Here is a 21462-nt window from a genome sequence, read left to right on the forward strand (position 1 = left end):
GGCCGGTTCGGCTCAGATCCAACCGAAGAACCGCATCGTCTCGAACAGCGCATAGGCGATGCCGCCGGCGGCCGGAATGGTCAGGATCCAGGCCCAGATCATCTTCTCGACCACGGTCCACTTGATCGAGTTGAAACGCTTGGCCGTCCCCACGCCCATGATCGCGGCGGAGATGTTGTGGGTGGTCGAGACCGGAATGCCCAGCGAGGACGCGAACATGATCACCGAGGCGGCGCTGGTCTCGGCGGCGAAGCCGTGGATCGGGTGCAGCTTGACCAGCTTGTGGCCGAGGGTCTTGATGATGCGCCAGCCGCCGGCGGCAGTGCCGGCGGCCATCACCACCGCGCAGGTCAGCTTGATCCAGGTGTCGATGTCGTTGTGGGCGATCGCGCCCGGCGAGGGATGCAGGAAGGCCAGCCACGCCGGCAGGTTGTCGAGGGTGCCGGCCTGCTGCGCGCTCATCAGCGCCAGGGCGATGATGCCCATGGTCTTCTGCGCGTCGTTCATGCCGTGGGCGAAGCCCATGCCGGCGGCGCTGACCAGTTGGGCCTTGCCGAAGAAGCTGTTGACCCAGCGCGGCCGCGCGATCCGCGCCAATATCCCGCCGCTGCGCGCCATGAACGAGATGATCGCGAACAGCACGCCCATCACCAGGAAGCCGGCGGTGAAGCCGAGCACCGGCGAGGTGAACATCGGCACGATCACCTTCCACAGCACGCCGGCGCTCTTCCAGATCGGCTCGGCCGGATGCGACCAGACCACCGCATGCCAGTTGTTCGAGGCCGCCGCGATCGCCGCGCCGCACAGGCCGCCGATCAAGGCGTGCGAGGACGAGGACGGCAGGCCCAGCCACCAGGTGATCAGGTTCCAGATGATGCCGCCGAGCAGCGCGCACAGGATCAGCTGCGAGCCGACCTCGACCACGCCGGCGTCGATCAGGCCCGAGGCGATGGTCTTGGCGACCGCGGTGCCCCACAGGGCGCCGACCAGGTTGGTCGAGGCGGCCAGGATCACCGCCTGCATCGGCGAGAGCACCTTGGTCGCGACCACGGTCGCGATGGAGTTGGCGGTGTCGTGAAAGCCGTTGACGTACTCGAAGACCAGAGCCGCGACTATCACCACCAGGACGAGCGTCAGCATCGCGCGCGCCTCAGGAGTTTTTCAGGACGATCTGGTAGGCGACCACGCCGGCCTCGCGGCAGCGGTCGATCGCCTTTTCCAGGATCTCGAAGAACTCCTTGAGCAGGAACATCTGCAGGTTGTCGAGCTGGCCGGAATAAATGTCGCGGTACAGCTCGAGCATCAGCCGGTCGGCCTCGTTCTCGAGCGCGCGCAGCTGGTCGTTGAGGGCCTTCATCGGCTCCAGCTTGAGCTGGCGCAACTGGTGGACCATCTTCACCACCACCTCGGCGGCCTGTTCCAGCATCGCCGCGCGCGGGGCGAAGTCGATGTGCTCCAGGTGGCGGGTCGCCAGCGAATAGCGGTCGGCGAACTTCTCGACCTGCTTGGGGATCTTGTACAGGGCCGAGCTCAGCGACTCGATGTCCTCGCGCTCGATCGGGGTGATGAAGCTGTCGACCAACTCCTGGCTGATCTTGTCGGAGGTCTCGCGCTCGCGCTGGCGAGCCAGCTTGAACGCGTCCAGCGCCGGCTGGCGGTCGGCCTCCTTGAGCATGGCGTGCAGGGCCTTGGTGCTGTCGTGGGCGGCGACGGCGGCCTCCTCCAGCAGGGTGTAGAACTGGTTGCCTTGGCCGAAAATGGTCTGCAGGGAAAACATGCTGGGGTGCCTCTGGGCTGGGCCGATACGTGCCGGCCGCGCCGGGCCGAAGGGTTTTCGGGCGCGATTATGACGGTTTGACGACGCCGCGCCCACCTTGACGGCCGCCCGCGGCGGCGCCCGAGGCCTGGAAGACGCGCGCCGGTCCGGGCGCCCCGCCCGGCCCGGGCTTTCACGAAGGGCCGCCGTGAAGGCCTGCTAAGATCGGGCCCCTGTTCCCAACAGTACGTTCCCCCGCCAAGCCTTTCCATGGACGACGACCCAAAAGCGCCGCCCGGCCGCGCCTCGACGGCCCCCTCCCATCGCGTTGCGCGCTCCTTCCGTGAACCCACCGGCCACAGGAGGCATTGCCGATGCTGGAACTACTGATCGTCATGGCCCTGATCGTCCTCAACGCCTTCTTCGCGATGTCGGAGATGGCGTTGATGACCTCGCGCAAGCTGCGCCTAAAGCAGATGGCCGAAGACCCCGCGCACCCCAGCCGGGGCGCGCGCATGGCCCTGCAGCTGGCCGAGCACCCCGACAACCTGCTCTCGACCGTGCAGGTGGGCATCACCGCGATCGGCGTACTCACCGGCACCTTCGGCGGCGAGTCGATCGGCCTGGCGATCGCCGGCTGGCTCAGCGGCGTGCTGCCCGGCGCGGCCGAGTACGCGCGCAGCATCGGCATCGGCACCGCGGTCACCCTGATCACCGCTTCCAGCGTCATCTTCGGCGAGCTGATCCCCAAGCGCCTGGCCCTGACCAATCCGGAAAAGATCGCCAGTTCGGTGGCGATCGTCCTGGCCGGGCTGGCCCGCTTCGCCAAGCCGGTGGTCGGCGCGCTCGGCGCAATCAACCGCCTGGTGCTGCGCCTGCTCGGAATCAAGGACGACGCCCGCAGCGAGATCAGCGAAGAAGAGATCCGCCTGCTGGTGAGCGAAAGCCACGAACAGGGCGTGATCGACGCCGACGAGCGCAAGATGATGAACCGCGTGCTCAGCCTCGGCGACCGCACCGCCGAAAGCCTGATGACCCCGCGCACCCGCATCGCCTGGCTCGACGCCGGCGCGACCATCGAGGAAAACCTCGCGGCGATGCGCGAATCGCCGTTCTCGCGCTTTCCGGTCTACCGCGGCAGCGACCAGGACGTGCTCGGCGTGCTCGAGGCCAAGTCGCTGCTGCGCAACCTGGGCGTCGGCAACCTGCCCGACCTGTTCGGCCGGCTTACCGATGCCCTGTTCGTCTCCGAGTCGACCCACGCCCTCAAGCTGCTGGAGATCTTCCGCGAGGAGCAGCAGTCGCTGGCCCTGGTGGTCGACGAATACGGCGACGTCACCGGCCTGGTCACGGTCAACGACCTGATGGGCGCGGTGATCGGCCGCATCCAGACCGCCGAGTCCGACGACCAGCCCGGCCCGGTGGTGCAGCGCGAGGACGGCTCCTACCTGATCGACGGCGCGCTGCCGGTGGAGGAACTGCGCGAAGTGATCGGCGGCGGACGCCTGCCCGACGAGGACGAACACGATTTCCACACCGCCGCTGGCATGGTGATCGCCCACTTCGGCCGCATCCCGCACGTCGGCGAGCATTTCAGCTGGCTGGGCTGGCGGGTCGAGGTGATCGACCTCGACGGGCCGCGCATCGACAAACTGCTGCTGCACCGTCACCTGCCGAAACCGCCGGAGTCCAGCGACGATGACAGCAGCGGCTGACCACGGCCCCGACGGCGAAGACGAGCGCCCCTCGCGCGGACGGCGCCACAGGCCCAAGCCGCACGAAGCCGGCACCCGCGCCCTGCTCGACGCCATCGTCGCCGGCGATCCGGACGAGGTGGTGAAGTTCGGCGATGTGATCTCCGGCCTAGGCAAGCGCTCGTTCGGCATGCTGCTGTTCGTCTCCACTCTGCCCGCCTTCATCCCGATCCCGGGCGTCGGCGGCGCGATCAGCGGGCCGCTGGTGGTGCTGGTCGGCCTGCAGTTGCTGATCGGCCTGCGCAAGCCGTGGCTGCCGGGCTTCATCGCCCGCCGCGGCCCGCACCGCCGGGCGATGGGCAAGTTCCGCAACCTGCTGGCGCCGTGGCTGACCCGGCTCGAACGCGCGGTCTGCCCGCGCGCGACCGGCCTGCTCGACCATCGCGCCGCGAACGCCTTCACCGGCCTGCTGCTGGTGCTGCTCGGCGTGCTGCTGTCGCTGCCGATTCCGTTCACCAACTTCCTGTTCGGCGGCTTGCTGCTGTTGTTCGCGTTCGCCCTGCTGGAACGCGACGGCAAGCTGATGGCGGTGGCCTGGGGCGCCGGTGCGGTCGCAGTAACGGTGTTCGGCATTCTGTCCGGCAGCCTGGCCCAGGCCCTGGCCGAATGGATCGCGCTGGCGCAGGACAAGATTGGCTGAGTCGGATGGCTGAGCCGAAGCGGCTGAGCGCAAGCTCGGGCCGAAGCGCCGCGCGGCGTCCCGGCCGACCCAGCGCAGGCCGTCGACAACGCCGCGGCGAACGGTCGCGTGGCTTAGGACGACGGCGAATCCTGGCCGGCATCGCCCGTTCGCGCCGCCTCAGCCCAGCAACAGCGCCAGGAACTCCTCGGTATTGACCGGGTGGCCGAGCCAATAGCCCTGGGCGAGATCGCAGCCGCGCTCGCGCAGCACCGCGTACTGGCCTTCCTTCTCCACGCCTTCGGCGACCACGGTGATGCCGAGCGAATGGGCCATGGCGATGATCGCCGTGGTCAGCGCCAAGTCGTCCGGGTCGCGCAGCACGTCGGCGATGAAGCTGCGGTCGATCTTGACCCCGTCGACCGGTACCCGCCGCAGATGGCTCAGGCCGGAGAAGCCGGTGCCGAAGTCGTCGAGCCAGACTTTGACTCCACTGGCGCGCAGTCGCGCCAACAGGCTGCTGGCGTGGATCTCGTCGCCGATCACCGCGGTCTCGGTGAGCTCCAGGTGCAGATGCGCGGCCGGCAGGCCGGTTTCCTGCAGGCAGGCCGCGACCACGTTCGGCAAGTCGCCGCTGCGCAACTGGCGCGGCGAGACGTTGACCGAGACGAACAGCGGGTCGGCGCCGGGCCGCGCACGCTGCCAGGCGACCGCGTCCTCGCAGGCCGCGCGCAGCACCTGCGGGCCGAGCGTCTCGATCAGCCCGCTCTGTTCGGCCACGTCGATGAACACCGACGGTGCGATCAAGCCTTGCTCGGGATGTTTCCAGCGCAGCAGCGCCTCGGCGCCGACCATGGCGCCGTCGGCGAGGCGGAACACCGGCTGGTAGACCAGACTCAACTCGCCGCGGTCCCAGGCGCCGCGCAGCTCGTGCTCCAGATGCACGCGGCGCTCCACCGCCTGGTCCATCGCCCGGCTGTAGAAGCGGTAGCAGTTCTTGCCGGCGACCTTGGCCTGGTACATGGCGATGTCGCCGTTCTTCATCAGCGCGGTCGCGCCGGAAGCGTCCTCGGGATACAGGGTCACGCCGATCGAGGTGCCCAGGAACACCTGGCGGTCGTGCACCACGATCGGCTGGCCGAGCTCGCCGACCAGCACCTCGGCCAGGTGGGTCGCGATGGTGCGCGCCTCGCCGTTGCGCTCGCGGCTGCCTTCGACCAGGATCACGAACTCGTCGCCGCCGAAACGCGCCAGCAGGGCGCGGTCGCCGCCGATGCGCTGCACGGTTTCCTGGATGCGGTTGGCGAACTGCAGCAGCACCTCGTCGCCGGCGTCGTGACCGAGGGTGTCGTTGACGCGCTTGAAATCGTCGATGTCGGCGAACAGCAGGCCGAGCTGGCCGCTGTCGCCGCGCAGGTGCAGCAGGCGCTGGTCCAGCACCTCGCGGAAGGCCAGCCGGTTGGCCAGCCCGGTCAGCGCATCGGTATAGGCCATGCGGCGGATGTCGCGGTCGTGCCGGGCCAGGCTCTGGCTCATCCGGCCGAAGGCCTGCATCAGGTCGCCGACCTCGTCGTTGCTGTGGGCGATCGGCGGCGCGCTGTCGAACTGGCCGTTCTCGATGGTGTGGGCAGCGTCGGCGAGTTCGCGGATCGGGTTGACCAGCCAGCGCTGGATCAGCCACAGCATCAGGCCGCCGAGCGCGAGCAGGCCGACGCTGAGCACGCCGACCCAGAACAACTGCCGCCGGCCGAGCTCTTCCAGGCGCTGGCGCACCTTGTCCAGGGCGGTGTCCTGGTAGGCGCGCATCGCCTTGAGGTCGTAGCCCACGCGTACGCCGCCGAGGCGCTGCTGGCCGACCTTGATCGGCGCGGACACGTCGAGGGTGGTCTCGCTCCACTGGGTGGACAAGGCCTGGGCGGTGATGATCTTCGCCGCCATCGCATCGTCCATCCGCTTGCCGTAGCTCGGGATCTCTTCGTTGCCGTCGTGGACGATGTTGCCTTCGTTGTCGTAGACGATGACGTAGCGCACGCCGGGATTCATCATCGCCGCGCGTCCGAGTTCGCCGACCGCGTCGAGATCGAAGTAGTACAGCGGATTGGTCAGCGAACCGGCGAGCTGGGCGACCTCGCCCTCGCCATGCCGGCTCAGGCTTTCGGCGATGGTGTCGCGCATCGCCTCGCGGCTGATCCCGACCACTTCGCTCTGCATCCGCTCCTGGCGGTTGAGCAGCATCAGGATCAGGGTCACCACGACCAGGAAGGCCACCGCCATGATCGCGAAGAACTTGACCTGCAGGCCGGCGCGCAGACTCATTCGACCTCCGCGCGCACGCGGGCGACGCCGTCGGAGATATGCTCGAGCGCGCGCTGCGAGGCCGGGTCGATCGGCATGAAGCGGGTGGTCTTGAAGAACCGCAACAGCGCCTCGCCGGCGTCCGGGTCGCCGGCGGCGTCCAGCAACACCTCCCTGAGCCGGGCGGCGACCTTCGGGTCGAGATCGCCGCGCACCAGTTCGAGCGCGCGCGGGTACTGCTCGCTGCGGCCGATCACGACCAGGTCACGGCGGAACGCGTCGGGCACGCGGCGCGGGTTGTCCCAGTCCAGATTGCTCATCACCCCGGCATCGACCAGGCGCTTGTGCACCCAGGTCGAGATGTTGAGCTCCGAGCGCGCGAACAGATAGCCGACCGCGCCGCGGTTGATGCGGTCGGTCGGCGACAGCAGGATTTCCAGCGACAGGCCGCGTTCGAGCAGGGCCGCGGCCGGCACGAAATAGGCGCTGGTAGACGACGGGCGCTGGAAGGCGACATTGTGGCCGCTGAGGTCGTCGAGCGAGCGCAGGCCGCTGTCGCGGCGCGCGAAGAACACGCTGTGGTAGTGGCTGACGCCGTCGCGCTCGGTCAACAACAGCAGGCGCGCATCGGCGCGCTGGCGCAGCAGCACCGCGGTGCCGGCGGTCTCGGTGACCCAGTCGACCCGGCCGCGGCGCATATAGCTGCCCATCTGCTGCGCATCCTTGGCCATCAGGATGCGGCCCTCGCGGATGCCGACCTCGGCCATGCGCGGGATCACGTAATCCAGCAAGGGCTTGAGCTGCTCGTAGTGGGCCTTGGGATCGTCGCTGATCCGGCCCAGCACCAGGACGTGAGCGTCGGCCCCGTCCTTGTGGCCGTTCTCGGTCTCGTGCGGCGCCGACCACGCGGCCACGGGAGCCACCGCCCCGGCCAGGACGAGCCCGAACAGCAAACCGAGAAACCGCGTACTAGCGATCAACAGCCTTCACCTGGTCGGATTGCCAGCGCAGCGTAATCGAAACCCGGGGCCGACCGATACCTCGTCGCGCCGGCGCCGACCGCCCTGTGGCCGACACGGCCGAACCGTCGTCGCCGACGGCGTCGCCGGCGCGCCCGGCCAGGGCTTCAGCCGCGCTGCCCGGCCAGCATGGCCATGCGCTCGACATCGGCCAGCACGCCGCGCAACAGCCGCACTTCGCGCTCGTCCAGATCGGCGCGCAGGAACAGCCGGCGCAGCTTGCGCATGGCCGACTCGGGTGCACGGCCCTTGTGGAAATCGATCGCATCCAGCGCCTCGCCGAGCTGGCTGAAAAAGCCTTCCAGCTGCGCGTGCGAGGCCGGCGGGTCGCGCCGTTCCGCGCCGCCGCCGGCTTGGGCCGCGGCCAGCGCGGCCATGCGCAGTTCGTAGCTCAGCACCTGCACCGCGGCGCCGAGGTTCAAGGAGCTGTACTCGGGGTTGGCGGGGATGTGCACGGCGGCGTGGCAGAGCTGCAGTTCGTCGTTGTCCAGGCCGGTGCGCTCGCGGCCGAACACCACCGCGACCTCGCCGCCGCCGCGGGCCAGCGCGTTGACCCGGGCCGCGGCGTCGCGCGGCACCAGTTCTTCCAGGGCGATGCGGCGGCTGCGCGCGGTGCAGCCCAGGACCAGGTGGCAGTCGGCCACCGCCGTGGCCAGGTCGGGCACGACCAGCGCCGCTTCGAGCAGGTCGTCGGCGCCGGCGGCCATCGCGTAGGCATCGCGGTCGAGGCCCTTCTCGGGCGCGACCAGGATCAGCCGGCTCAGGCCCATGGTCTTCATCGCCCGCGCCGCCGAGCCGATGTTGCCGGGGTGCTGGGTGCCGACCAGGACGATACGGGTGTGGGCGGCGGCCGGGTCCTGCGCCGTGCCCGGACCGGGCCGGCCTGCGGCGGCGGCGGCCGGGGCGGCCTCGGGCGAGCGGGCCGGGGAATTGATCGGATCGGGCGCCTCGGGGGGCGCCGGCGGATTGCGGAGATCGGGGTTCATCCGCAGATGGTAAACTCCCCGCCCCGGCCAAAGCGCCGGTTCGCTCTTTACCCCCGTCAGTCCTGCCCCACCTCACACGCTCGAGGCCGTACGCCATGCAGAAACCCGCCGTCACCCTCATGGTCAAGGCCGCCCGCGCCGCCGGCAACGTGCTGCTCCGCCACATGCACCGGCTGGATGCGCTGAACATCGTCGAGAAGGACCGCATGGACTACGCGAGCGAGGTCGACAGCCTCGCCGAAGCGGAAATCATCAAGGAATTCCGCCGCGCCACCCCCGACTACGCCATCCTCGGCGAAGAAAGCGGCCCGATCGGCCAGGCCCGCTTCACCTGGGTCATCGACCCGCTCGACGGCACCAGCAACTACCTGCACGGCATCCCGCATTTCTGCGTGTCGATCGCGTTGTGCGAGAACGGCGAGCCGATCCATGGCGTGATCTTCGACCCGCTGCGCAACGACCTGTTCACCACCAGCCGCGGCAGCGGCACCCAGCTCAACGAGAAGCGCGTGCGCATCGCCGAGCGCAAGGACCTCAACGGCGCGATGCTGATCACCGGCTTTCCGCCGCGCGAACGCGCGCGCACCAGCGCCCACCTCAAGTGCCTGGACAATCTGCTGGTCGACGCCGAGGACGTGCGCCGCACCGGCTCGGCCGCGCTCGACCTGGCTTACGTCGCCTGCGGCCGCGCCGACGCCTACTTCGAAGCCGGGGTGAAGCCCTGGGACATCGCCGCGGGCGCGCTGATGGTGCGCGAAGCCGGCGGCAAGATCTCCGACTTCAAGGGCCGCTCGACCGGGCCGATGGACAACCGCGGCCTCGCCCCGCGCCAGATCATCGCCGGCAACCTCAAGATCGCCGACGCGCTGCAGCACCGCATCGTCAACACCGGCTACGCGGCCGCGTTCGACTGAGTCGGCTGCGCACGTCGCAACAAGAAAAACGCCGCGAGAAATCGCGGCGTTTTTTATTGGTGGGGGCGTCGTCGTGCATGCGCCTGTCGACGATCTGCTCGCAACGTGAAGGCCGCGTCCGAATCAGAAGGCGGCGTCGCCTCCACTGTAGGAGCGACGCAAGTCGCGACCGCGCGCCCTCCAGATCGCGGCGCCGCCATCGCAATGCCGCGGTCGCGGCTTGCGCCGCTCCTACCCAGGAGCAGCCGCGACGCGCTGGCCGTTGCCGTTGCCGTTGCCGTTGCCGTTGCCGTTGCCGTTGCCGTGATTTTGATCTGCCGCTTTCCCGGTCAAGGGAAGACCCGGAGGGCGGCCCGCAGGGAAGCGGGCCGTGCGCAAGCAGGCCATGGATGGCCTGTCTGGAGCATCCCTGCGTCGGCACCGATCGTGCGGGCTTGTGCACTTGCAAGAAGAAGCACTTTTCTTTGGTGACTTTCTTTTGTTGCTTTGGACAAAAGAAAGTTACCCGCACCCTTTAGGGGGCGGAAGTTTTGCTATTGATGTGGCTTCACCGCCTCACGGCCGGTAACGCTGCGACCGTAGACGACGCGGTCGCGACTTGCGTCGCTCCTATCCCGGCGGCAGTTCACAGTTTCGATCAGCGACACCGCCTATGCGGTTTCTACCCGTCCCGTGGTCGCGGCTTACGCCGCTCCTACAAAGGGACTACGGCGCATAACGCGGCGAGGCCGATGCGGCGCAGTCGCGGCCCGCGCCACCCCTACCCTTTGGTTACTCAGTTTCCTGTGGGAGCCACAGGCCCGCACCTGCACCCTCATCGACGCGGTCCCTGATCAAGGCGCCTGCGCCGTCACCACCCAGGTCGCGCCGCCGACCGCAATGCCCTGCCCGGTCGCGATCTCCGACAACGCCTCGCGGATCGCCAGCGTCGCGCGCTCGCGCACCTCGTCGCTCTGCGCCGCCAGCAAGCGCGCGACCGGCCCGACCCGGAACACCTGCGACAGCGCATCCTCGGTCATCGCCTCGCGACTGTCGCCGCGGCCGTAATAGAACGGCGCCTGGAACGGCTGCAACTCGACCGACTCGAAACCGGCTTCGCCGAGCACGCGCGCGACCCGCTGCGGGTCGCTGAACGCGAACGGCCCCGGCGCATCGGTATCGACCGCGTCCTGCTCGACGATGCCGCGGATCGCCTTCAACGGCAGCACATACCAATCGTTCTCCGCCGGCGCCTTCCAACACGCGAACGCGAGCCGGCCGCCCGGCTTGAGCGTCTTGCGCAACTGCGCGAACGCCGCCGCCGGATCGTCGAAGAACATCACCCCGAACCGCGAATACAACAGATCGAAACTGTGCGGTGCGAACAGCGGCCGGCTGGCATCGGCGAGCCGGAACTCGACCGGCAACCGCAGCGCCTGCGCACGCGCCTGCGCGCGCCCGACCAAAGGCTCGGACACGTCGACCCCGACCACCCGCCCGCCGCATCCGACCGCACGCGCGAGCTCGAACGACGTCGCCCCCGCCCCGCAGCCGATATCCAGCACCGCCTCGCCGGCCCTGGGCGCCGCCGCGGCGAACGCCGCCTGCCCATAGGCCGCGGTGCGTTCGTCGAGCCAATCGTTATAGGTCAGCCAGCGCGCGCCGACCGGACCGTTCCAGTCGCTGATCTGTTGTCGGTTGGCGGCGGTCAAGATTCGCTCCGGTTTTCGAATGCTCCGCTACAGGCTACGCCTGCGCGGCGGCCGGCTTCAACGCCTCGAACGATCCCGCAACACACTCCGGCGCGCGCCGGACAAAGAAAAAGGCCGCGCGATGCGCAGCCTTTCTCCCTTAACGATGCAGCGAGGCTTACGGACGGCGAGCCAGCGCCGCCTCGTCCTTGGCCTTCGGCAGCAAGTCCTGCTTGCTGACCTTGAGGATGCCCAGGGTCAACAGCGGGCAGGCCACGAAGATCGACGACAGGGTGCCGATGATGATGCCGAGCATCTGCGATTCGGCCATGCCGCGCAGCGAACCGCCGCCGTAGATGTACAGGGCCACCACGGTCAGGAACGCGACGAACGAGGTGATGACGGTACGCGACAGGGTCTGGTTGATCGACTTGTTGAGGATGGTCTCCGGATCGGCGCGCATCGAGCGGAAGTTCTCGCGCACGCGGTCGAACACCACGATGGTGTCGTTGATCGAGTAGCCCATCACCGACAGGATGCCGGCCAGCACGGTCAGGTCGAACTCGTGGCCGCTGATGGCGAACCAGCCCGCGACCACGATCACGTCGTGCAGGGTGGTGATGATCGCGGCGACCGCGAACTTCCATTCGAAGCGGAACGCGATGTAGATCAGGAAGCCGACGATCACGAAGATCAGCGCGTACAGGCCGTTGAGGGCCAGTTCCTTGCCGACCTGCGGGCCGACGAACTCGTTGCGCAGGATCTTGGGGTTGTTGCCCTCGCCCGACACCGCCTTCATCACCGCAGCGGCGGAGTGCGCGGTGGCCGACGCCGAGGCGTCGCCTTCGCGCGGCTGCAGGCGGATCAACAACTCGGTGCCCGAGCCGTAGGTCTGGACCTGGGCGCTGTCGTAGCCGTCGGCGGCCAGCCGCTCGCGCACCTGGTCCAGCGGTATCGCCTTGTCCAGGTGCACCTCGACCAGGTTGCCGCCGGTGAAGTCCAGGGCGAAGTTGAAGTTGCGGGTGAACATGGCGCCGATGGCGACGAACATGATCAGGGCGGCGACCGCGATCGACACCCAGCGCAACTTCATGAAGTTGATGTTGGCGTCGTTGGGCAGCAGGGTCAGCGGGAAAATCTTCATGTCTGGGTTCTCCCGTCAGATCGCGATGGACTTGAGCTTGCGGCGCTTGCCGTAGATCAGCGTGGCGATGCCGCGCGACACGGTCACGGCGGTGAACACCGAGGTCAGGATGCCGACGATCATGGTGATCGCGAAACCCTTCAGCGGACCGGTGCCGAACATCAACAACGCCAGGCCCGCGAGCAAAGCGGTCATGTTGGAGTCGAAGATCGTGCCCGAGGCCTTGTCGTAACCGGTGGCGATCGCCGTTTGCGGCGGCATGCCCGCGCGCAGCTCTTCACGGATGCGTTCGTTGATCAGCACGTTGGCGTCGACCGACATGCCGACCGACAGCGCCAGGCCGGCGAAGCCGGGCAGGCTCATGGTCGCGCCGACGATCGGCAGCGACATCACCGCGACCACCATCAGCAGGTTGAGCAGCAGGGCCAGGCAGGTGATCAGGCCGAACATGCGGTAATAGATCAGGAAGAAGGCCAGCGCGAAGATGAAGGAGAACATCACCGCGGTGGTGCCGCGCTTGACGTTCTCGGCGCCGAGGCTCGGGCCGACCACGCGCTCTTCGACGAAGGTCATCGGCGCGGCCAGGGCGCCGGACTTGAGGTCGCGGGCCAGGCTGTTGGCTTCCTCGCGGCTCAGGCCGGTGGTCTGGAAGTCCTTGCCGAACACGCCCTGGATGGTCGAGGAGCTGATCACGCGCTCTTCCGAACGGGTGGTGCGCACTTCCTTGCCGTCGACGATCTGGGTGATCGGGATCTGCTCGACGTAGACGATGCCCAGGCGCTTGCCGACGTTTTCCAGGGTGTGGTTGAGCATGCGCTGGCCGCCGATGGCGTTGAGCGTGATGCTGACGCTCGGCTGGCCCTGCTGGTCGCTGCCCGGAACCGCGTTGACCAGTTGGTCGCCCGAGACCAGCAGGCGCTTGGACAGCAGCAGCGGTTGCTTGGCTTCGTTGTAGTAGACGCGCGCGTCCGGCGGCACGTTGCGGTCGCGCACGGCGGCCGCGGCGCTGGCTTCGTCGCCGACCACGGCGCGGAACTCGAGGGTCGCGGTGGCGCCGATGCGGCGCTTGGCCTCGGCGGTGTCCTGCAGGCCCGGCAGCTGGATCACGATGCGGTCGGTGCCCTGGCGCTGGATCACCGGCTCGGCGACGCCGAAAGCATTGATGCGGTTGCGCAGGGTGGTCAGGTTCTGCTCGATCGCGTCGAGCGAGATGCGCTGCAGTTCGGCCTGCGGGATTTCCAGGGTCAGGGTCTGGCCGTCGAGGCTCTGGGTCAGGGTCGGGAAGGCGGTGCGCAACTGCTTCTGCGCCTTGTCGGCGTTCGCGCCGGCGGCGAGCGTGGCGACGATGGCCTCGTTGCCGCGACGCACCACCGAGGTGTAGGAGACGCTGCTATCGCGCAGGGTCGAGCGCACGTCCTCGACGTAGGCCTCAAGCCGCTTGTTGAGCGCGGCGTCCTGGTCGACCTGCATGGTGAAGTGGACGCCGCCCTGCAAGTCCAGGCCGCGCGGCATCGGCTTGGCGCCGAATGCCTGCAGCCAGTCCGGCACGGTCGGGGCCAGGCTCAGGGCAACCACATATTCGCTGCCGAGCTGCGGACGCAGCAGGTCGGCGGCGCGGGTCTGCAGATCGGTGTCGGTCAGGCGCACCATCAGGTTGCCCTGGTTCTCGACCAGGATCGACTTCGAGGAAATCTGCGCCTTGGCGAGGATGCCTTCGACGCGCTTGGCCAGGGTCGCGTCGACCTGGGTGCCGGTCGGCCGGGCCGCGGAGATCTGTACCGACGGATCCTGCGGATAGGCGTTCGGCAGCGCATAAATCACGCTGAAGATCAGTACGACCAGGATGGCGAAGTATTTCCAGCGCGCGAAGGTCAGCATCGAGAACCCCTGCGGCAGCCTCCCCGGCCGCCGCGTCTATGTAAATAAAGGCGTGGCGTCGGCTCAGGCCGACTTCAAGGTGCCCTTGGGCAACACGTTGGCGATCGCGCCCTTCTGCACGCGGATGCGCACGTTGGCGGCGATTTCGACGGTGATGAAGTTCTCGCCGATGTCGGTCACGGTGCCGGCGATGCCGCCGTTGGTCAGCACCTCGTCGCCCTTGGCCAGCTTCTCGAGCATGCCGCGGTGTTCCTTGGCGCGCTTCATCTGCGGACGGAAGATCAGGAAGTACATGACGCCGATCAGGATCAGCGGCAGGACGAAGCCGCCTGCGCTGCCGAGAAAGCCGCCGGGAGCGGGCGCGCCAGCGGCCTGGGCGTAAGCGGGGGCGATCAGGAGGTCGAGCAGATTCATCGGAAGGTCCTGGAACGAAAAATAGCCGGGGATTATGCCACGGCTGGGTTGGAGTCAAGGCCGAGGCTCAAATGAGCTGCAGCGCACGCTTTATCGGGCGGGCCGGAAGGTCCGGGGCCCTGCCCCGGCCGCTCCGCGCCGGCCCCACCTGTTCACGCGCCCGGCCCGGAGCCGGCGATCCAGCTCGGGGGCAGGTCCGGCGCTCCCGGTCCGGGAGCTGAGCGAGGGGTGCCGAAGGAACCCCGCTGCCCTAGGCGCGTGCGGCGTAGAAAGACTCCCGGAAGGCGGTAAAGGTTCCCTGCTCGATCGCCTCGCGCATCTGCGCCATCAGGCGCTGGTAGTACCGCAGGTTGTGCAGGGTGCCCAGCATCGGCCCGAGCATCTCGTTGCAGCGGTCCAGGTGACGCAGGTAGGCGCGGCTGAAACCGTTGCTGCAGGCGTAGCAGTCGCAGCCCTCTTCGATCGGCCGCAGGTCGCGCTCGTACTTGGCGTTGCGCACGCGCACGGTGCCGCTCGGGGTGAAGTAATGGCCGTTGCGGGCGTTGCGGGTCGGCATCACGCAATCGAACATGTCGACCCCGCGCGCGACCGACTCGACCAGGTCCTCGGGGCGGCCGACGCCCATCAAATAGCGCGGACGGTCCTCGGGCAGCTGCGGACAGGTGTGTTCGAGCATTTCGTTGCGCTCGGCCTCGGGCTCGCCGACGGCGAGGCCGCCGATCGCATAACCGTCGAAGCCCAGGCCCTTCAAGCCGGCCGCCGACTGGGTACGCAGTTCGTGGTGAACGCCGCCCTGGACGATGCCGAACAAGGCCGCATCGTTGCCTTCATGGGCTTTCTTGGAGCGTTCGGCCCAGCGCAGGCTCAGTTCCATCGACTTGCGCGCCACTTCCACGGTGGCCGGATACGGCGTGCACTCGTCGAAGATCATGACGATGTCCGAATCCAGCACGCGCTGAATGTGCATGCTTTCTTCCGGGCCGAGGAAGACCTTGCTGCCGTCGACCGGCGAGGCGAAGGTCACGCCCTGCTCGGTGATCTTGCGCCGGTGCGCGAGCGAGAACACCTGGAAGCCGCCGGAGTCGGTCAGGATCGGGCCGTTCCAGCGGGCGAAGCCGTGCAGGCCGCCGTGGTCGCCGATCACGTCCAGGCCGGGCCGCAGATACAGATGGAAGGTATTGCCGAGGATGATCTGCGCGCCGAGCTCGCGCACGTGCTCGGGCATGATGCCCTTGACCGAGCCGTAGGTGCCCACCGGCATGAACGCAGGCGTTTCCACCGTACCGCGCGGGAAGGTCAGGCGGCCGCGGCGCGCGGCGCCGTCTTGACCGAACAATTGGAAGGACATGCGGCTCATGCGCGTATTCCTTTATCGAGTAGCGGGACGCATGGCGATGCGTGGGATTCGTGTGAGGGCATCCGCGCGGGCTTCGCTTGCCGGGCTGTGCGCGGAGGCCGGAAAGACGGCTGGGCCTCGGTTTCGGGGTGCGGCGGCGGGGCTACACCTCTGCGGTCGGCCACAGCAGCATGGCGTCCCCGTAGGAGAAGAAGCGGTAGCGCTCGCGGATCGCGTGCTCGTAGGCGGCGAACATGCGGTCCTTGCCGGCGAAGGCCGAGACCAACATCAGCAAGGTGCTTTCCGGCAGATGGAAGTTGGTGATCAGGCCGTCGACCGAGCGGATGCGATAGCCGGGCAGGATGAACAAGCGGGTCTCGCCGGCGAACGGTCGCAGCTCGCTTTCTCCGCCTTCGACGCCGCTGTGGTGGCGGATCGCGCTTTCCAGCGCGCGCACCACGGTCGTGCCGACCGCGATCACCCGGCCGCCGGCGGCGCGGGTGCGGCGGATCTGTTCGACGAGGCCGGCGCCGACGTTGAGCCACTCGCTGTGCATCACGTGCTGGTCGAGATTCTCGGCGCGCACCGGCTGGAAGGTGCCTGCGCCGACGTGCAGGGTAACGTGGCCGAACTCGATGCCGCGCTCGCGCAACTGCGCCAGCAAAGCGTCGTCGAAGTGCAGGCCGGCGGTCGGCGCGGCGACCGCGCCGACTTCGCGCGCGAACACGGTCTGGTAGCGCTCCTGGTCGTCGCTGCCGGGTTCGCGCTGGATGTACGGCGGCAAGGGCAGGCGACCGGCATGCAGCAGCCATTGTTCGAGCGACTCGGGCACGTGGAAGCGCAGGCGGTAGAACTCGCCCTCGCGGTCCAGCACCTCGGCTTCGCCGCCGGCGTCGAGGGCGATGCGCGCGCCGGCCTTCGGCGATTTGCTCACGCCGATCTGCGCGCGCGCCTCCATTCCGCCGAGCAGGCGCTCGATCAGGATCTCGACCCGGCCGCCGGTGCTCTTCTGGCCGAACAGGCGGGCCGGGATCACCCGGGTGTCGTTGAACACCAGCAGGTCGCCGGGCTGCAGCAACTGCGGCAGTTCGCGGAACACGCGGTCCTCGCGCGGCGCCGGCGCCGGCGGCACCACCAGCAGGCGGCTGGCGGAGCGCTCGGCCAGGGGCGCCTGGGCGATCAGCTCGGGCGGCAGTTCGTAATGGAAGTCGTTCTTCTTCAAAGGGAACCGAAGTAGTTAAGCGCGAAGCGCCGTAGCCGGCGAAGACCGGTGGGGCTGACGGACGGGACGAAACCGGGCGACGAGGTGGCCGGGCGGGGTTTCGGAGAGCGCCCATTATCCCGGGTATGGGGCGGGATCGGCAAAAGGGGCGGTTTGGAGGTTCCGGCGGCCGGGGAGCGAATCTCTCCTGCCCCCTTTCCCAAGGGGGAACAGCACGGTCTTCGGGAGACTCAGGCATCCGGACATCCCGGCACCTGGATGTCCGGGAGGCGGGAAACCAAGGGTGCCGGGAGGTGCGATCGAGCCGGCAATCGATGCGCCGGCGTTCGCAGGCGCTTGCGCCCGGCTTACAACCAGCCGTTCTGGCGGGCTCGGCGATAGGCTTCGATGCGGTTGCTGCTGTCGAGCTTGCCGATCGCTTCGGACAGGTAATTGCGCACGGTGCCCTGGCTCAGGTGCAGGCGCTCGCCGATTTCGGCGGTCGACAAGCCTTCGCCGGCCAGGCGCAGGACCTGGCGCTCGCGCTCGGTCAGCGGGTCTTCGTCGCTCCAGGCGGCGACCGCGAGCTGCGGGTCGATCGCGCGGCCGCCACGGTGCACCTGGCGCAGGGCCTCGGCCAGTTGCCCGGCCGGGGCGTCCTTGAGCAGGTAGCCGCGCACGCCGGCGTCCATCGCCCGGCGCAGGTAACCGGCGCGGCCGAAGGTGGTGACGATGACGACCCGGGTCGACATGCCCGAATCGCGCACGCGCATCGCCAGGTCGATGCCGGTCATGCCCGGCATTTCGATGTCGGTCATGATCAGGTCGGGCTGGACGCGCTTGACCGCTTCCCAGGCCGCCGCGCCGTCGCCGGCTTCGGCGACGACCTCGATGTCGGGTTCGAGGTTCAACAACGCAGCCAGCGCGCCGCGTACCAGGGCCTGATCTTCGGCGAGCAACAGACGGATCATGCGAGACCTCGTTCGAGCAGGGCCGGAGCGGGCGCCGGCGCGGAATGTGAGGCGGGCGCAGCCAGGCGGCGGGCGACGGCCAGCGCCTCGCGCGGCACCAGCAGGCTCAGGCGGGTGCCGGCGCCGTTCGGGCTTTCGATCTCGACCGTGCCGCCGACCGCGCGCAGGCGCTCGCGCATGCCGGTCAGGCCGTGGCCTTCGCTGGACACCCCGCCGCGGCCGTCGTCGGCGATCCGCAGCACGATGCCGCCGCGCGGGTCCTGGGTCAGTTCGACATCGACCCGGCGCGCACGCGCATGCCGCATCACGTTGGTCACCGACTCGCGCAGGGCCAGGGCCAGCGCGGCTTCGATGTTGAGCGGAATGTCGACGGTCGCCAGCTTCTGGTCGAGGCTGATCTCGCCGCTCAGCAGCGCCAGCCGCGCCGCCGCCAGCTCGGCCTGCAGGCCGTTGGCGCGGATGCCGGCGACGGCTTCGCGGACCTGGGTCAGGGCTTCGCGCGCGACCCGCTCGACTTCGTTGATCTGGGCGTGGGCGGCGGCGGTGTCGTGGGCGAGCAGGCGCGAGGCCAGCTGCGATTTCAGCACCACCACCGACAGGGTGTGGCCGAGCAGATCGTGCAGATCGCGGCCGATGCGCTCGCGTTCGGCCAGGCTGGCCAGGCGCTTGACTTCGTCCTGGGTCAGGCGCAGTTCGGCGTGACGGCGTTCGCGGTTGCGCGCGGCGACCACGCCGGCGAACACGATCGCGCCGACCAGCAGATTGATCAGGAAGGTCGACAGCGGCATCGCCTCCTTCGGCACCAGCAGCATGAACTCGAGGGCGAGCAAGGCGAACAGCAGCGCCGCCAGGGCGATGCCGCGGCCCAGCGGCAGCAGGCTGGCGATCATGCCGGAGGCGAAGATCAGGTAAGTGCCGCCCCCGCCGCCGAACGGGATCACCGCGTACCCGATGCAGGCCACCGCGAGCAGCAGCCACAGGCGCAGCCTGGAGCCGCTGCGATAGAACGCCCAGTACAGCGGCAGGAACAACAGCACCGAGGTCACCGCCGCGGTCACCACCCACCACGGCACCCGCGGCCAGAAGAACAACGGGATGAATACGAAACTCAGATACAGCAACGACGCCAGGTGCCAACCGAGCAGGTTGTCCTGGGCATCCATCGTGGGCGGCGGCAGGCGCATGAGCGAGCTCCTTACAGGTCGGCAAGACCTCGGTGGCGATGCGTTCCGGCGCCGGTCCGGAACGCATCGGCGTAGCGGACTTTAGCGGAGTTCGACCGCTTGGATCTCGAACGCGAACGGTCCCGGCTCGCCGCCGGCGCCCAGCACGATGCCGCGCAGATTGCCCAGGTCGACGCCGGTCATGCTCGCCAGCGGCACCCGCACGTCCTGCCACTGCGCGCCGACCGAAAGCGGCTGGATGGCGGGCGGCCGGCGCATGTCGTTGCCGGAGAACACCATCACCGTGAGCCTGCGGCCGTCGCCGCGCACTCGCAGGCTGAGCTCGCGGACCTCGCGCGCATCGACCGAGGCCAGCGGCGCCGGGCCCGGCACGAACATCAGCCCGCCCCATGGCTGGGCGATGCCGGCGACGATCTCGCCCTTGGCCGCAAGCGTGGCCGGCTTGCCGTTCTCGGCGATCGCCGCCAGCTGCGAGCTCGACTTGCCGCCGACGTAAATATCGTTGGACGCGATCCAACTGGCGCCGGGTTTGTCGCCGGCGAACAAGGCGACCTTGCCGGGCTTGAGCGTCGGCAAGGCGGTGTCGATGGCGCGGTCGACCGGATGGCCGTTCTTCCAGATCGAGCGGATCGCGCGGGTCGCGGTGATGTCGGCGGTCGGATCGCCCTCGACCAGGACCAGGTCGGCGCGCAGGCCTCGGGCGATGCGGCCGCGGTCGTCGAGGCCGAAGCTGCGCGCCGGCACGGCGGTCGCCGCGCTCAGGGCCTGCAGCGGGGTCAACCCGGCCTGCACCAGCAATTCGAGTTCGCCGTGTTCGCTGGCACCGTGTGTGGTGCCCGGGTTGCCGGCATCGGTGCCGGCGAGCACAGGCACGCCGGCCTCGTGCAGGCGGCGCACGTTCTGCAGGCTGTTGTCGAAGCGCTGCTCGTCGTGGAATCCACTCGGGAAGCTGGCGGCCAGTTCCTCCTTCTGCTGCGCGCGCAGATACGGCGCCAGGCGCTGGTCGCCGGCGATGCGCGTGCGCGCGGAACCGTCGGCACGGTGGAGCGAGGCCATTACGGTCAGGGTCGGCACCACGAAGGCCTTGCGCCGCTTGATCGCGGCGACGAGTTTCGGGTCGTCGAGCACGTCGCCGTTGACGTGGACCAGGCCGTCGGCGCCGGCGTCGATCGCCAGCGCCGCATCGGCGGCGCGCGACACGTGCACCACCGCCAGGCGCTTGCGCGCATGCGCGGCCTTGATCGCCGCGCGCAGCGAGGCTTCCGACAAAGTGTTCAGGCGCGCCTTGCCGCCGGCGTCGGGCAAGGGCTCCAGCACCAGCTTGATGTAGTCCGAACCCTCGGCGATGCGCGCATCGACGAAGGCCTGCGCCTGCGCCGGATCGTCTAGGGTCGCGATCGGCATGCCGTACTGGGTGCCGTGGCCCCCCTTGGCGGTGACCAGGGTGCCGGCCGACCACAGGTCGGCCTTGCGGGTCGGGGCGCGGCTCTCGCGCTCGGCGCGCGCCGCCGCCAGGCCGCGATGATCGGTGAACATGTCCAACTCGGTGGTCACGCCGAAGCGCAGGGCGTCGCTGCGCGCTTCGCCCCAGCTGTGCACGTGCGAATCGATCAGGCCGGGCAGCAAGGTGGCGCCGTTGCCATCGATCGCCGGCACTCCGGCCGGCACCGCCACGCCCGCCCCGACCTCGGCGATCAGGCCGTCGCGCACCACCACCGTGGCGGTCGGCAGCACCCGCTCGCCGTCGAATACGCGGACCTGGCGGATCGCGAACGAGGCCGCCGGCAGCGCCTGCTCGCTAGCGCTCGCGGCCGGCGCACCGGCGCTATTGGCGCCACCGACGCCGTCATTCCCATTGGCGCCATTGGCGGCGAGCGCCGCGCCCGAGCCCAGCATCGCGCCGAGCAACAGGCCGGCGGCCTGGGCGTGCACGGACGGTTTTTCCATCTTCATGTTCTGCTCCATTCGGTGGCGACGGCCGCGGCGCGGTCATCGGAGGATGCGGCGGCGGCCGCGGCCAGGGCCGCCGGCGATCGCAATAAAGGAACGCAATGCAGCCAGGACCGGGCCGGCGTGCCGCTCGGCATCGCGACGGGCACGACGGCGGCCGCAACCGGGCCGCGCGCGGGTCGCCTCGCAGCCGCGGCGACGACGCCATGGAAGGGATGGATCGCGCTCATCGGCTGGTTCCACGGACTTCCGGAAGGTGCGCTTACTGTCGTACCCGGGCGCTCGCCGGGGCAGTGGGCGAGATCATTCATCGCCGGTGACAAGCGTCACGCCTCGCCCGAGCCGAGCCCGGCGGTGGGGGTTATCGGCGC

At 69.0% G+C, this 21462-nt stretch carries 18 protein-coding genes; 3 read left to right on the forward strand and 15 right to left on the reverse strand.

The genetic code is table 11. The features are described from left to right. Positions 1-12: 12 nt before the first annotated feature. Both AC6CH2_RS22150 and AC6CH2_RS22155 read right to left on the reverse strand, forming a co-directional pair. Entirely contained in the window at positions 13-1140 is a 1128-nt protein-coding gene (locus AC6CH2_RS22150; protein WP_435396834.1) for an inorganic phosphate transporter, read from the reverse strand. Between the two features lie 10 nt (positions 1141-1150). Further along, a complete protein-coding gene (locus tag AC6CH2_RS22155) occupies positions 1151-1777 on the reverse strand; it encodes a DUF47 domain-containing protein (protein ID WP_435396835.1) in 627 nt (208 codons plus the stop codon). 353 nt (positions 1778-2130) lie between these two features. Here AC6CH2_RS22155 and AC6CH2_RS22160 point away from each other — a divergent pair, with 353 nt between their 5' ends. After that, positions 2131-3471, forward strand: a complete 1341-nt coding sequence (locus AC6CH2_RS22160; protein ID WP_498271107.1) for a hemolysin family protein — start codon at positions 2131-2133, stop codon at positions 3469-3471. Further along, a complete protein-coding gene (locus tag AC6CH2_RS22165; RefSeq protein WP_498271108.1) occupies positions 3455-4150 on the forward strand; it encodes an exopolysaccharide biosynthesis protein in 696 nt (231 codons plus the stop codon). The genes AC6CH2_RS22160 and AC6CH2_RS22165 overlap by 17 nt, the downstream gene beginning before the upstream one ends. Positions 4151-4309: 159 nt before the next feature. Here AC6CH2_RS22165 and AC6CH2_RS22170 read toward each other — a convergent pair whose 3' ends face one another. The 3 genes from AC6CH2_RS22170 to AC6CH2_RS22180 form a co-directional block, all read right to left on the reverse strand. Beyond that, positions 4310-6445 (reverse strand): putative bifunctional diguanylate cyclase/phosphodiesterase, encoded by a 2136-nt coding sequence (locus AC6CH2_RS22170; protein WP_498271109.1) that lies wholly within the window; start codon positions 6443-6445, stop codon positions 4310-4312. Beyond that, positions 6442-7407, reverse strand: a complete 966-nt coding sequence (locus AC6CH2_RS22175) for a phosphate/phosphite/phosphonate ABC transporter substrate-binding protein (protein WP_498271134.1) — start codon at positions 7405-7407, stop codon at positions 6442-6444. The genes AC6CH2_RS22170 and AC6CH2_RS22175 overlap by 4 nt, the downstream gene beginning before the upstream one ends. 143 nt (positions 7408-7550) lie before the next feature. Then, positions 7551-8429 (reverse strand): RNA methyltransferase, encoded by an 879-nt coding sequence (locus AC6CH2_RS22180; RefSeq protein WP_498271110.1) that lies wholly within the window; start codon positions 8427-8429, stop codon positions 7551-7553. Positions 8430-8524: 95 nt separating this feature from the next. Between AC6CH2_RS22180 and AC6CH2_RS22185 the strand changes: the two genes are divergently transcribed. Then, complete coding sequence (locus AC6CH2_RS22185; protein WP_408953105.1) at positions 8525-9343, forward strand: inositol monophosphatase family protein; 819 nt, start codon at positions 8525-8527, stop codon at positions 9341-9343. 833 nt (positions 9344-10176) lie between these two features. Here AC6CH2_RS22185 and AC6CH2_RS22190 read toward each other — a convergent pair. The 10 genes from AC6CH2_RS22190 to AC6CH2_RS22235 form a co-directional block, all read right to left on the reverse strand. Then, positions 10177-11034 carry a class I SAM-dependent methyltransferase gene (locus tag AC6CH2_RS22190; protein ID WP_498271111.1) on the reverse strand — a complete coding sequence of 286 codons (858 nt, stop codon included), beginning with the start codon at positions 11032-11034 and terminating at the stop codon, positions 10177-10179. 157 nt (positions 11035-11191) lie between these two features. Then, complete coding sequence (gene secF / locus AC6CH2_RS22195) at positions 11192-12157, reverse strand: protein translocase subunit SecF (RefSeq protein ID WP_435396475.1); 966 nt, start codon at positions 12155-12157, stop codon at positions 11192-11194. A gap of 15 nt (positions 12158-12172) precedes the next feature. Continuing rightward, positions 12173-14035 (reverse strand): protein translocase subunit SecD, encoded by a 1863-nt coding sequence (gene secD, locus AC6CH2_RS22200; protein WP_498271112.1) that lies wholly within the window; start codon positions 14033-14035, stop codon positions 12173-12175. Between the two features lie 63 nt (positions 14036-14098). Further along, the gene (gene yajC, locus AC6CH2_RS22205; protein WP_435396473.1) at positions 14099-14449 is read right to left on the reverse strand and encodes a preprotein translocase subunit YajC; all 351 of its coding nucleotides are present in this window, start codon (positions 14447-14449) and stop codon (positions 14099-14101) included. A 250-nt stretch (positions 14450-14699) separates the two neighbouring features. Beyond that, positions 14700-15806, reverse strand: coding sequence for a tRNA guanosine(34) transglycosylase Tgt (gene tgt / locus AC6CH2_RS22210; protein ID WP_498271113.1), 1107 nt, complete (start codon positions 15804-15806; stop codon positions 14700-14702). 142 nt (positions 15807-15948) lie between these two features. After that, entirely contained in the window at positions 15949-17007 is a 1059-nt protein-coding gene (queA, locus tag AC6CH2_RS22215) for a tRNA preQ1(34) S-adenosylmethionine ribosyltransferase-isomerase QueA (RefSeq protein ID WP_498271114.1), read from the reverse strand. Between the two features lie 347 nt (positions 17008-17354). Next, the gene (locus tag AC6CH2_RS22220; protein ID WP_031372940.1) at positions 17355-17957 is read right to left on the reverse strand and encodes a response regulator transcription factor; all 603 of its coding nucleotides are present in this window, start codon (positions 17955-17957) and stop codon (positions 17355-17357) included. After that, positions 17954-19141, reverse strand: a complete 1188-nt coding sequence (locus AC6CH2_RS22225; protein WP_498271115.1) for a sensor histidine kinase — start codon at positions 19139-19141, stop codon at positions 17954-17956. The genes AC6CH2_RS22220 and AC6CH2_RS22225 overlap by 4 nt, the downstream gene beginning before the upstream one ends. 81 nt (positions 19142-19222) lie before the next feature. Then, complete coding sequence (locus tag AC6CH2_RS22230) at positions 19223-21094, reverse strand: CIA30 family protein (protein WP_498271116.1); 1872 nt, start codon at positions 21092-21094, stop codon at positions 19223-19225. After that, positions 21091-21321, reverse strand: a complete 231-nt coding sequence (locus tag AC6CH2_RS22235) for a hypothetical protein (RefSeq protein ID WP_498271117.1) — start codon at positions 21319-21321, stop codon at positions 21091-21093. Before AC6CH2_RS22235 ends, AC6CH2_RS22230 begins: the two co-directional genes overlap by 4 nt. Positions 21322-21462 lie beyond the last annotated feature (141 nt).

Source organism: Lysobacter sp. GQ73 (assembly GCF_059758755.1).

What these genes read in the sequence shown, in the direction of transcription:
- AC6CH2_RS22150 (WP_435396834.1), bottom strand. Translation starts at nt 1,140, where the DNA reads ATGCTGACGCTCGTCCTGGTGGTGATAGTCGCGGCTCTGGTCTTCGAG.
- AC6CH2_RS22155 (WP_435396835.1), bottom strand. Translation starts at nt 1,777, where the DNA reads ATGTTTTCCCTGCAGACCATTTTCGGCCAAGGCAACCAGTTCTACACC.
- AC6CH2_RS22160 (WP_498271107.1), top strand. Translation starts at nt 2,131, where the DNA reads ATGCTGGAACTACTGATCGTCATGGCCCTGATCGTCCTCAACGCCTTC.
- AC6CH2_RS22165 (WP_498271108.1), top strand. Translation starts at nt 3,455, where the DNA reads ATGACAGCAGCGGCTGACCACGGCCCCGACGGCGAAGACGAGCGCCCC.
- AC6CH2_RS22170 (WP_498271109.1), bottom strand. Translation starts at nt 6,445, where the DNA reads ATGAGTCTGCGCGCCGGCCTGCAGGTCAAGTTCTTCGCGATCATGGCG.
- AC6CH2_RS22180 (WP_498271110.1), bottom strand. Translation starts at nt 8,429, where the DNA reads ATGAACCCCGATCTCCGCAATCCGCCGGCGCCCCCCGAGGCGCCCGAT.
- AC6CH2_RS22185 (WP_408953105.1), top strand. Translation starts at nt 8,525, where the DNA reads ATGCAGAAACCCGCCGTCACCCTCATGGTCAAGGCCGCCCGCGCCGCC.
- secF (WP_435396475.1), bottom strand. Translation starts at nt 12,157, where the DNA reads ATGAAGATTTTCCCGCTGACCCTGCTGCCCAACGACGCCAACATCAAC.
- secD (WP_498271112.1), bottom strand. Translation starts at nt 14,035, where the DNA reads ATGCTGACCTTCGCGCGCTGGAAATACTTCGCCATCCTGGTCGTACTG.
- yajC (WP_435396473.1), bottom strand. Translation starts at nt 14,449, where the DNA reads ATGAATCTGCTCGACCTCCTGATCGCCCCCGCTTACGCCCAGGCCGCT.
- tgt (WP_498271113.1), bottom strand. Translation starts at nt 15,806, where the DNA reads ATGAGCCGCATGTCCTTCCAATTGTTCGGTCAAGACGGCGCCGCGCGC.
- AC6CH2_RS22220 (WP_031372940.1), bottom strand. Translation starts at nt 17,957, where the DNA reads ATGATCCGTCTGTTGCTCGCCGAAGATCAGGCCCTGGTACGCGGCGCG.
- AC6CH2_RS22225 (WP_498271115.1), bottom strand. Translation starts at nt 19,141, where the DNA reads ATGCGCCTGCCGCCGCCCACGATGGATGCCCAGGACAACCTGCTCGGT.
- AC6CH2_RS22230 (WP_498271116.1), bottom strand. Translation starts at nt 21,094, where the DNA reads ATGAAGATGGAAAAACCGTCCGTGCACGCCCAGGCCGCCGGCCTGTTG.
- AC6CH2_RS22235 (WP_498271117.1), bottom strand. Translation starts at nt 21,321, where the DNA reads ATGAGCGCGATCCATCCCTTCCATGGCGTCGTCGCCGCGGCTGCGAGG.